This is a genomic window from Isoptericola sp. NPDC060257, from assembly GCF_042726645.1.
Taxonomy (GTDB): Bacteria; Actinomycetota; Actinomycetes; order Actinomycetales; family Cellulomonadaceae; genus Isoptericola; species Isoptericola nanjingensis.
Genome location: NZ_JBHXAW010000130.1, coordinates 1 through 11,358 on the forward strand (window position 1 = coordinate 1; position 11,358 = coordinate 11,358).

Below are 11,358 nucleotides of genomic sequence, written 5' to 3' on the forward strand. Positions count from 1 at the left end.
GATCTCGCACCGGAGGACCGGTGTCGGGCCCCGCCGTCAGCGTCCGAGGACGTCGCGGGTCACGACGTCGGGCTGCAGGTCCAGCCGCCGCAGCAGCTGCGCGTTGAGCGCCACCACCACGGTGGACAGCGACATCAGCAGCGCGCCGACGGACATCGGGAGCACGAACCCGACCGGGGCGAGCACGCCCGCCGCCAGCGGCACGGACAGCAGGTTGTAGCCCGCCGCCCACCAGAGGTTCTGCTTCATCTTGCGGTAGCCGGTCCGCGAGAGCTCGATCACGGACAGCACCGACCGGGGGTCGTCGCTGGCGAGGATGACGCCCGCCGACGCGATCGCGACGTCCGTGCCGGCGCCGATCGCGATGCCGACGTCCGCCTGCGCGAGCGCGGGGGCGTCGTTGACGCCGTCGCCGACCATCGCGACCCTGTGGCCCTCGGCCTGCAGCCCCGCCACGCGCGCCGACTTGTCCTCCGGGCGCACGCCCGCGAAGAACCGGTCGACGCCGAGCTCGTCGGCCACGGACCGCGCCACCGCCTCGGCGTCGCCCGTGATCATCACGACCTGCACGCCCAGCCGGTGCAGCGCCTCGACCGCCTCGGCGGACTCCGGCCGCACCTCGTCCGCGAGCTTCAGCCCGCCGACGACGACGCCGTCGCGCAGCACGTGCAGGATGATCGCGCCGCCCCCCCGCCACGCCTCGGCCTGCGCCACCTCGTCGACCCGCTGCTCCTCGAGCAGCCGGGGGCCGCCCACGCGCACCTCGTGCCCGTCGACCGTCGCGACGACGCCGACGGCGGGCGACGACGAGAAGTCCGTCGCGCGCGGGACGTCGAGGCCGTGGGCCTCGGCCGCCCGGACGATCGCCCGGGCCAGCGGGTGCTCGCTGTCCGCCTCGGCGGCGGCCGCCAGCGCCAGCACGGCGTCCTCGTCCAGGCCTGCGCTCGTCCCCGCCACCGTCGCGACCTCCGCGACCGTCGGCTCGCCCTTGGTGAGGGTGCCGGTCTTGTCGAAGAGGACGGCGTCCACGGAGCGCATGCTCTCGAGCGCCAGGCGGTCCTTGATGAGGACGCCGCCGCGGGCGGCTCGCTCGGTGGCGATCGAGACGACCAGCGGGATGGCCAGGCCCAGCGCGTGGGGGCAGGCGATGACCAGCACCGTGATGGTGCGGATCACGGCGTCGTCGGGCAGCCCGAACGCCGTCCAGGCGATCGCGGTGACGACGGCGGCGCCGAGCGCGAACCAGAAGAGCCACCCCGCCGCGCGGTCGGCGAGCCGTTGGGCCCGAGACGACGAGGCCTGCGCCTCGGCGACCAGGCGCTGGATGCCGGCGAGCGCGGTGTCGTCGCCGGTCGCGGTGACCTCGACGCGCAGGCCGGAGTCGGTCGCGACCGTGCCGGCGGTGACGGCGTCGCCCACCGTGCGGCCCACCGTGCGCGACTCGCCGGTGACCATCGACTCGTCCATCTCCGCGCGGCCGTCGACCACCCGGCCGTCGGCGGGCACGCTGCCGCCGGGCCGGACGAGGACGACGTCGCCCACGCGCAGGTCCGCCGGCGACACCGTGACGACCCGCTCGCCCGCCGCGCCCTGCTCGAGGCGCTCCGCCTCGTCCGGCAGCAGCGCCGCCAGCGAGTCGAGCGCGGACGTGGTCTGCGCCAGGGACCGCATCTCGATCCAGTGGCCCAGCAGCATGATGACGACCAGGAGCGCGAGCTCCCACCAGAAATCGAGCTGGTGGTCGAGCACGCCGAGGCTGGCGCCGAGCGACGCGACGAACGCGACCGTGATCGCCAGGCCGATGAGCAGCATCATCCCGGGCTTGCGGGCCTGGAGCTCCGACACCGCGCCCGTGAGGAACGGCCGGCCGCCCCACGCGTAGATCACCGTGCCGAGCACCGGCGAAACCCAGTCGACCCACGCCGCGTCGGGGAGCTCGTACCCGAGCACCATCGCGAACATCGGCGACAGCGCGACGGTCGGCACCGCCAGCGCCAGCATGATCCAGAACAGGCGGCGGAACTGGCCCACGTGATCACCGTGGCCCGCGTGGCCGCCGTGACCGCTCATGTCGTGTCCCGACATGTCATGGCCCGACATGTCGTGGCCGGCGTGCGGGTCGTGACCGGCGTGCGCGCCGTGCGCGGTCATGTCGTGACCGGCGTGCGCGTCGTGACCCTCGTGCGCGTCGTGGTCGTTCTCCAGGACGCGCGCGGCGTCGGGGCGCCGGTGCCCCGTGTGCTGGTCGTGAGAGTGGTCCACAGCTCGATCCTTGCCTCGGACGGACGGGTTCGCGATCTCGGTTCATACCCCCATGGGGTATCTCCGCTGCCGCCAACCATATACCCCTCTCCGGTATTCCGCGATCCCTGCCGAGCCGTCGCCGCGCCGCGGACCTGCGGCAACACCCTTGCGCCTCTTCTACAACGATGGAAACATTCCCGGGCACGCGAACGCTCACTGAGAGACCTCGACGAAGAGGAGCACCATGAACGCCCGCACCGCCTGGACCAGACTCGTCGCCGGCGCGACCACCGCCGTGACCGCGGCCGCGCTGGTGGTCGGCCCCGCCGTCGTCACGACCGCCCCCGCCGGCGCCGCCGACTACCCCGGCCCCGGCGTCGTCACCGGCGACACCGGGGTGCACGATCCCGACGTCGTGCGGAAGCCCGACGGCACCTACCTCGTCGCCGGCACCGGCGAGGGCGTCCGCCTCAAGACGTCCACCGACCGCACGCGCTGGACCGAGGTCGGCGCCGCGTTCCCGGGCGGCACACCCTGGGCCGACGCGTACACCGGCGGCAGCACCCACCTGTGGGCGCCGGAGATCGCGTACGCGAACGGCCAGTACTACCTCTGGTACTCGGCGTCGTCGTTCGGCGTGAACCGGTCGGCGATCTTCCTGGCCACCAGCCCCACCGGCGACCCGGGTACCTGGACGCACCGCGGCACGGTCGTGGAGTCGAGCACCTCCGACGACTTCAACGCCATCGACCCCGCGCTCGTCGTCGACGCCGACGGCCGGTGGTGGCTGAGCTTCGGATCGTTCTGGTCGGGCATCAAGATGATCCGCCTCGACCCGACGTCGGGCCTGCGCTCGGGCACCGCGTTCCACTCGATCGCCGGGCGTGGGGGCGGCGCGATCGAGGCACCCACCATCCACCGGCGCGGGGCCCACTACTACCTCTACGTGTCGTTCGACGCGTGCTGCCAGGGCGCCGACTCCACCTACCGCGTCATGGTCGGGCGCTCGACGTCGGTCACCGGTCCGTACGTCGACCGTGCCGGCGTCCCCATGACGGAGGGCGGCGGCACGCAGGTGCTCGCCGGGCACGGCTCGATCCACGGGCCAGGACACCAGACCGTCTTCTCCGACGTCGACGCCGACGTGCTGATGTACCACTACTACGCCGACTCGGGCGCGTCGTTCCTCGGCATCAACCTGCTCGGCTACGACGACGCCGGCTGGCCGTACGTCTACTGAGCGCGCGGACCGTAGCGGCGAGCGGGGGCCGGGAACAATCGCGGGAGGTGGCGCGTTGGGGCAGGGCCCGTACACCGTACGAAAGAGGTCCCGTGCCCCAGCCCGCCACCCCGCACACCGCCGCCACCTCCTCCGACACGACCTCCGGCACCGCCGACGACGTGGTCACCAGCGCGGTCCTCGCGAGCGCGATCGACGAGGAGCAGGCCGCCCTCGACGCCGCGTGGTCACGACGCGCCGCGGTGCTCGACGACCTGGAGCGCACGCTCACCACCGCGCGTCCCGAGGACGCGGCGGCCCGCGCGCGGATCGCGCGGCTGCGGAGCCGGCGCGCGGAGCTGCGGGCGGCGGACCACGGCCTGGTCTTCGGCCGGCTCGACGGCGACGACGGATCGGTGCGCCGGCTCGGCCGCGTCGGGCTGCCCGGCGCCACCGAGGACGACGAGCCGCTGGTCGTGGACTGGCGCGCCGCCGTCGCCCGCCCGTTCTACACGGCGACGCCGGTGGACCCGCAGGGAGTGCGCCGGCGGCGGCACGTGAGCACCCGCGGGCCGGAGGTCGTCGGCGTCGACGACGAGCCGCTCGACGGCGGGCTCGACGACTCGGGCCTCGTCGGCGAGGGGGCGCTGCTCGCCGCGCTGGACGAGCGGCGCACCGGCCGGATGGGCACGGCCGTCGCCACCCTGCAGCGGGAGCAGGACGACGTCGTGCGCGCGGACGCCCGCACCCCGCTGGTGGTGCAGGGCGGCCCGGGAACCGGCAAGACGGTCGTGGCGCTGCACCGCGTCGCCTACCTCCTGTTCGCGCAGCCGCACCTGGCGGAGCGCGGCGTGCTCGTGCTGGGCCCGTCGACGCGCTTCCTCGACTACATCGCCCAGGTGCTGCCGGCGCTCGGGGAGACGGCGGTCGTCTCCGCCACCTGCGACACGCTCGTGCCGGGCGTGCGGCCCGCGCGCACCGAGGGGCGCGACGTCGCGGAGCTCAAGGGCCGGTCGTCGTGGCTGCCGACCCTGCGCCGGTTCGTCGCGTCGCTCGAGCCGGACGACGGCCCGCTCGCCCTCGCGCTCGACGGCGAGGAGTACGTGCTGCCCGCGGCCCAGGTGGCCGCCGCGCGCCGCGGCGCGGTGGGCGCCGGCTCGTACCACCAGGCGCGCGACCGGGTGACCGAGCGCGTGCACGACGTCCTGGTCGACGCCGTCGCCGACCGCCAGGCCGAGCTGCTCGCCCGCGCCGAGGAGGGCTTCGAGGACGTGCTGGGCCAGCTCGACGCCCGGCTCGCCGCCGCCGACGACCGGGCCCTGCCCACCGGCGCGACGGGCTCCGACGTCGACGGCGTGCTGTCCGAGGCCGACCTCGAGGCGCTGCACGAGCGGGTCGCCGCCGACCAGGGCGTCGCCGCGATGCTCGAGGCGTGGTGGCCGCGGCGCGACCCGGCCGCCGAGCTCGCCCGCCTGCTGCACGACCGGGACCTGCTGTCCGCGCACGCCCCCGACCTCACGGCCGCGGAGGTCGCGCGCGTCGTCGCCGAACCTGCGGGTGGCGCGGACGGCTGGGCGAGCAGCGACGTCCCGCTCCTCGACGCCCTCGCCGACCTGCTCGGCGACCCGCGCGACGGCGCCGGGCCCGACGACGGTTCCGACGGCGACCACGACGTCTTCGTCGCCGCGCGGGCCGCCGCCCGCCGGGACTGGACGTACGGGCACGTGGTGGTGGACGAGGCGCAGGAGCTGTCCGGCATGCAGTGGCACATGGTGGTGCGCCGCTGCCCCACCCGGTCCGTCACCGCCGTCGGCGACATCGACCAGGCGTCGTCCGCGCACCGCCAGACCGACTGGGGCGAGGCCGTCGGCGACGCCCTCGGCGACCGGTGGCGTCGGGCCGACCTCACCATCTGCTACCGCACGCCGCGCGAGGTCATGGAGCTCACCGTCCCGGTGCTGCGGCGGGCCGGCAGCCGCAACGCCCCGCCCCGCGCCGTCCGGTCCGCGCCGGTCGCGCCCTGGTGGGCCGACGCCGACGAGCGCACGTGGCCGGGCGTCGTCGCCGACGCCGTCACCGGGATGACGGGGCGCTACGAGGGTGGCACGGTCGGCGTCGTCGCCCCCGCCTCCCGGCTGGCCACGCTCCGCGCGGTACTGCCGGAGGGCGTGCCCGCGCTGTCCGCGACGGACGCCAAGGGCCTCGAGTGGGACGCCGCCGTCGTGGTCGACCCGGCCGGCATCGCGGCCGAGCCGCGGGGCTGGAACGGGCTCTACGTGGCGCTCACCCGGTGCACGCAGGAGCTCGCGCAGGTGCCGGTCGCCTGACGGTCGAGTGACGGTTCGCACCCTCTGACCTTCCTCAAATCGCCTGCGGGCGGGCGATGCAGGCCACCAAGATGACGACGCGACATCAACCGCCGTGAGCTGTGAAGCGAGGAACCCCATGCGCGTCCTGGTGACCGGAGGCGCCGGGTACGTCGGGTCTCACACGGTGCTCCGGCTGCTCGGGGCCGGGCACGACGTCGTCGTGGTGGACGACTTCTCCCGCGGCGCCCCGGCGGCGCTGGAGCGGGTGGAGGTCCTGGCGGGCCGGCCCGTGCCGGTGCACGTCTTCGACGGGGCGGACATCGACGCCCTCGAGCGGCTCTTCGACGCCGAGCGCTTCGACGCCGTGCTGCACCTCGCGGGCATCAAGAGCCCCAGCGCCCGCGGCGTCCGCCCGCTGGACAGCTACGAGACCAATCTCGGCACCACCTTCACGCTGCTGCGCTGCATGGCCTGGTACGGCGTCGACCGCCTCGTCGTGTCGTCGTCGGCGGCCGTGTACGGCGAGGGTCGCGACCTGCCGCACGCCGAGGACGCGCCGCTCGCCCCCACCGGACCGGTGGGCCGCAGCCACGCGATGAACGAGCAGATCCTGCGCGACGTCGTCGCCGACGCCGGCCCCGCCCTGCGGGTGGGCGTCGTGCGGCACTTCTCGGCGGCGGGCGCGCACTCCTCGGGATCCCTCGGGCCCGACCGGACGGGGGCGTCCGCGAGCCTGCTCACCGCCGTCGCGGAGGCCGCCGCCGGGCTGCGCGACGGGCTCGAGGTGCACGGCGTCGACCACCCGACCCCCGACGGCACGGCCATGCGCGACTACGTGCACGTGGACGACCTGGCGGCCGGGCACGTCGCGGCCCTGGCGGCCCTCGGTGACGCCGAGGAGCAGCTGTCCACGTGGAACCTCGGCAGCGGCCGCCCCACCAGCGTGCTCGAGCTGGTCCGCGCGTTCGAGACCGCGACCGGCCGCACCGTGCCGTACCGCGTCGCCGCCCGCCGGGAGGGCGACGTCTCCGTGTCGTACGCCGACCCCGCCCGCGCGGAGGCCGAGCTCGGCTGGAGCGCCACCCGCGGCATCGAGGACATCTGCCTCGACCTGTGGCGCTGGCACCAGCGCAACCCCACCGGGTACCCGACGTCCCTCGCGCCGTCCGCCCCGTGGCGCGGCGGCGTGGGCCACCGCCTGCGGCTCGTCTCCGCCGTGCCTGCCGCCGCGGCCTGGTAGCCGGGCGCCGCGGGACCGTCAGTCCTTCGTGTCGCGGTAGTACCGCAGCGCGCCGGGGTGCAGCTCGACCGGGTCGGTGAAGATCGCCCGCACCCGGTCGAGGTTCGCCGCCGACGGCACCTGCTCCGCGATCTGACCCCGCGCGTCGAACAGGGTGGACACCAGGGTGCGGGCCTCGGCGTCGGGCATGTCGGCACGGACCATGAGGAAGTTCGGCACCGCCAGCGTCTCGACCACCCGCGACGACCCGTACATGCCCTCGGGCACGATGCCGTGCCGGTAGCCGCTGCCGTACCGGGACCGCACCTCCTCGACCAGGTCGCCCAGGGGCACGAGCCGCACCGGGACGTCGTCGGCGAGCGCCGTCAGGCCCGGGGTGCGCAGCCCGCCGGACCAGAAGAACGCGTCGATCTCGCCCGCGCGCAGCGCCTCGATCGAGCCGTCGAGCCCGAGGCTCACGTCGGTGAGGTCCGCAGCGGGCACGTCGGCCGCCATGAGCAGCCGGTGGGCGATGAGGGCCGTGCCGGACTGCGGCGCGCCGAGCGAGACGCGCCTGCCCCGCAGGTCGTCGATGGTGCGGACCCGGGAGCCCGCCGGCACGACGAGGTGGAGGAAGTCGTCGTAGACGCGGGCCAGGGCGCGCACCTCGAGCGGCTCGTCGAACTCGCCCTCGCCCGCGACGGCGTCCCGCGCGGCGTCGGCGGCGCTGAACGCCACCTGCGCCGTGCCGGCGTCGAGGCTGTCGAGGTTCTCCACCGACCCCCCGGACTCGTCGACCAGGACCGGCACGTCGTAGCGGTCCTCGACCACCTGCGCGAGCGCCGACCCGTAGGCGTGGTAGATGCCCGTGGAGCCGCCGGTCGCCACGGTGAGCGCGTCGGGGCGCTGCCCGTCCCACGGGTCGCCGGTGCCCTCGTCGCCCACGCACGCGGCGAGCACCGGCAGCGCCACCAGCGCCGTGACCAGCAGCGTCGCGAGGCGAGCCGCCCGCGATCGCCCCGCGGTCGGCCGCGCCCTCATGACGTCACCTCCGCCGCGGGGTCGACGGGCGCGCCGTCGACCGCAGCCAGCGCGGGCACGCGCAGCCGCACCTGGAGGCCGCCGCCGTCCGGCAGGCCCAGGTGCAGCCCGCCGCCGCCAGTGGCGAGCAGCTCCGACGCGATGGCGAGGCCCAGCCCGGAGCCGCGCACGGTGCTGTGGCCCGGCGAGCGCCAGAACCGCTCCGCGAGGCGGTCCAGCTCCTCGGGCGGGACGCCCGCGCCGTGGTCGCGCACCACCACCTCGACGGCGCCGCCCGGGCGGGCGGGCGCCGTCACCGAGACGTCGACGCGGCCGCCGTCGGGCGAGAACTTCACCGCGTTGTCCAGGACGGCGTCGAACGCGCACTCGAGCACGATCGGGTTCAGCTCGGCCCACGCGCCGTCGCCACGGTCGGCGAACGTCAGCTCGCGCCCGACGGCGAGCAGGCGCCAGCTGTCCACGCGCCGCGCGACGAGCTCGGCGACGTCCAGCCGGTGGGCGCCCCCGGCCAGGTTCGCGTCGTCGGCCAGGAGCAGCAAGGCGTCGAGGATGTGCGCCATGCGGACCGCCTCGGCGCGCACGTGCGCCACCTCGGTGGTGTGCTCGGACGGCGTGGACAGCGCCAGGTCCTCGACGCGCAGCATCAGCGCGTTGAGAGGGTTCCGCAGCTCGTGGGACGCGTTCGAGACGAACTCCTGCTGGCGGTGCATGGAGTGCTCCACCTGAGCGGCCATCGCGTTGAACCGGGTGATGACCGCGCGCAGCTCGGGCGGTCCGGTCGACGGCGGGATGCGTGCGTCGAGCCGCCCGCGGCCGATCTCGCCCATCGCGGTGTCGACGGCGCGCACCGGCCGCAGCACCCAGCCCGCGGTGCGGTGCGCGATGACGACGGCCAGCACGCACATGACCAGCCCCGCCGCGACGAGGATGCCCCAGCTCGACCAGATGCTGCGGGAGACCTCGTCCGCGTCGGACACGGTGACGACGGCGCCCACCAGGTCGCCGCCGTCGTACACGGGCTCGGCCACCACCACCCGGTCGGCCTTCCACGGCAGCGAGCTGAGGTCTGCCTCGCCGCGGCGGCCCGCGAGGGCCGCCTGCCGCTCGTCCACCTCCTGCGGGTCGAGCCCGTTCGTGGCCCACGTGACGCCCGACTGGTCGACGACGGCGGCCTCGACCCCGTAGACCTCGCGGTAGCGGTCGAGGTCGCCCTCGACGATCGCCGGGTCGTCCGCGGTCAGCGACTGCCGGGCGGTGATGACCAGGTAGCCCGCGTCCGCGAGCCGGTCCAGGTAGACCTCCTGCTGGTTCGCCCGCGCGACGTTGCCCGCGTACGCGGTGCCGAGCAGCGCCAGCACCAGCACGCAGGGCACGAACAGGATGATCGCCAGGCGGGTCCGCATCGACGTCTACGCCCCCGCGCCCGTGGGCCTGCCGCCGTCGGGCGCCGCCACCCGGTAGCCCACGCCGCGCACCGTCTCCACGACGTCGGGCTCGCCGAGCTTGCGGCGCAGCGACGCGACGTGCACCTCGAGCGTGCGGCCCAGGCCCTTCCAGCTGGAGCCCCACACGTCGCGCAGGATCCGCTCGCGCGTGAGCACCGAGCCCCGCTGGCGCACCAGCAGCGCGAGCAGGTCGTACTCCTTGCGGGTCAGCTCGACGACGGTGCCCACCGCGTCACCCACCCGGTCGCCCACGGCGCCGGCCGTGCGCCGCACCTCGCGCCGCGCGAGGTCCACCACCAGGCCGCGGACGCGCACGCGCGCGTCGGCGGCGTCCGCGCGGGCGCCGTCCCACTCCCGGCCGCGGCCCCGGCGCATGACGGCGTCGATGCGGGCGAGCACCTCGCGCACGTCGTAGGGCTTGGTGACGTAGTCGTCCGCGCCGAGCTCGAGCCCGCGGATGCGCGCGTCGAGCCGGGTGCGCGCGGTGACCATGATGATCGGGGTGTCCGAGACGCGGCGGATGCGGCGGCAGACCTCGAAGCCGTCGATGTCGGGCAGGGACAGGTCGAGCAGCACCATGTCGGTGCGAGGACTCAGCTCGCGCAGCGCGGACGCGCCGTCGCGCGCGCGGACCACCTCGTAGCCGTGCCGTCCGAGCACGGACACGAGCGCGCCGGCGACATGGTCGTCGTCCTCGACCACGAGCAGCTGCACGGGACCGTCCCTCCGTCGGGCGCTTCGAGGGCGCCAGGGTAGCGGAGCGTCGCTCCGGGGTCAGAGCCAGCCCACACGGCGGAAGACGCGGTAGAGCACCACGCAGCCGACCGCCATGAGGAGCATCGCGAACGGGTAGCCGAGCAACCAGTGCAGCTCGGGCATGTGGCTGAAGTTCATGCCGTAGATCCCCGCGATCACCGTGGGGTACACGAGGATCGCGGCCCACGCCGAGATCTTGCGCATGTCCTCGTTCTGCCGCACCGACACCTGCGAGAGGTGCACCTGGAGCATGTCGGAGAGGAGGTCGTCGTGGGCGTCGAGGTGCCGGTCGATACGCTCGACGGTCGACGCCACCCGCTCGAGGGTGCGCCGGTCGGCGACGACGCGGCGCTCGTCGGTGGTGAGCTCGGGCAGCTCCGCGGACACCGGCAGCAGCGCCCGCCGCGCCTCCGTGATCTCCCGCTTGAGGTCGTAGAGGCGCTGCACCGGGTCGTCCGTCGTGCGGTCGAAGACGACGCGCTCGGTGTCGGCGACGGCGTCCCCGAGCGCCACCTCCACCTCCGACGCGACGCCCACCAGGCCCAGCACGACGGCGAGCGCCACCCGCTGCGCGCCGGACCCGTGCGTGGGGCCCGGCCCGCGCAGGCGGTCCATCGCGTGCTCGCGCACGCCCGCGCCGCCCGCCTCGAACGTCAGCACCGCGTCCGGGCCGGCGAGCACGCCCAGCTCGCCGGTGTGCACCTGCCGGTCGTCCTCCGTGAACCAGACCGTGGGGGTCAGCACCGCCACCCAGTCGTCGTCGAGCCAGCGCACCGCGGCCGCCGGCCGCTTCGGCACGTCCCGCGCGACGACGTGCACCTGCGCCAGCCGCTCCCGCAGCGCGGGATCGATCTCCGCCGCCGCGGCGAGGAACGACTCCTTGTCCGTGACGTGCAGCCAGCGTGCCGGGTGGTCGCCGTCCGCGGTCGTCGCCGGAGCACCGTGCGTCCCGACGAACCACTCGCGCGTCGTCGTCCCCTCGTCCGTCACACCCGCATTCTCGGACGAACCGTGCCGAAGGGCGCGCCGGGCACCGCCCGGGGACGCGTCGCGGCGGCAGTTCGTGCTCACGGCGGCAGTTCGAACTGCCGCCGTGAGCGCAAGCTGCCGCCCCGAGCGTCAGAC

General features: G+C 75.2%; 8 protein-coding genes. 3 read left to right on the forward strand and 5 right to left on the reverse strand.

Annotated features, from left to right (window positions below):
• Positions 1-36 precede the first annotated feature (36 nt).
• On the reverse strand, positions 37-2,151 hold the full coding sequence (locus ACFWEK_RS12150; RefSeq protein WP_430554218.1) for a heavy metal translocating P-type ATPase: 2,115 nt from the start codon (positions 2,149-2,151) through the stop codon (positions 37-39).
• Between the two features lie 337 nt (positions 2,152-2,488).
• Between ACFWEK_RS12150 and ACFWEK_RS12155 the strand changes: the two genes are divergently transcribed.
• From ACFWEK_RS12155 to galE, 3 genes are all read left to right on the forward strand, one after another.
• Positions 2,489-3,484 (forward strand): arabinan endo-1,5-alpha-L-arabinosidase, encoded by a 996-nt coding sequence (locus ACFWEK_RS12155; RefSeq protein ID WP_430554212.1) that lies wholly within the window; start codon positions 2,489-2,491, stop codon positions 3,482-3,484.
• Between the two features lie 92 nt (positions 3,485-3,576).
• Positions 3,577-5,790 (forward strand): HelD family protein, encoded by a 2,214-nt coding sequence (locus tag ACFWEK_RS12160; protein WP_430554213.1) that lies wholly within the window; start codon positions 3,577-3,579, stop codon positions 5,788-5,790.
• Positions 5,791-5,908: 118 nt separating this feature from the next.
• The gene (galE, locus tag ACFWEK_RS12165; protein ID WP_430544656.1) at positions 5,909-7,012 is read left to right on the forward strand and encodes a UDP-glucose 4-epimerase GalE; all 1,104 of its coding nucleotides are present in this window, start codon (positions 5,909-5,911) and stop codon (positions 7,010-7,012) included.
• 18 nt (positions 7,013-7,030) lie between these two features.
• On the opposite strand, the gene ACFWEK_RS12170 is transcribed toward galE, so the two are convergent.
• From ACFWEK_RS12170 to ACFWEK_RS12185, 4 genes are read right to left on the reverse strand one after another with little or no spacing between them, the layout of a single operon-like run.
• The gene (locus ACFWEK_RS12170) at positions 7,031-8,032 is read right to left on the reverse strand and encodes a TAXI family TRAP transporter solute-binding subunit (protein WP_430554214.1); all 1,002 of its coding nucleotides are present in this window, start codon (positions 8,030-8,032) and stop codon (positions 7,031-7,033) included.
• Positions 8,029-9,435: an ATP-binding protein gene (locus tag ACFWEK_RS12175; RefSeq protein ID WP_430554215.1), complete on the reverse strand. Its 1,407-nt coding sequence runs from the start codon at positions 9,433-9,435 to the stop codon at positions 8,029-8,031. Before ACFWEK_RS12175 ends, ACFWEK_RS12170 begins: the two co-directional genes overlap by 4 nt.
• Before the next feature lie 6 nt (positions 9,436-9,441).
• Positions 9,442-10,191 (reverse strand): response regulator transcription factor, encoded by a 750-nt coding sequence (locus tag ACFWEK_RS12180; protein ID WP_430554216.1) that lies wholly within the window; start codon positions 10,189-10,191, stop codon positions 9,442-9,444.
• Between the two features lie 60 nt (positions 10,192-10,251).
• On the reverse strand, positions 10,252-11,223 hold the full coding sequence (locus tag ACFWEK_RS12185; protein WP_430554217.1) for a CorA family divalent cation transporter: 972 nt from the start codon (positions 11,221-11,223) through the stop codon (positions 10,252-10,254).
• Positions 11,224-11,358: the final 135 nt, after the last annotated feature.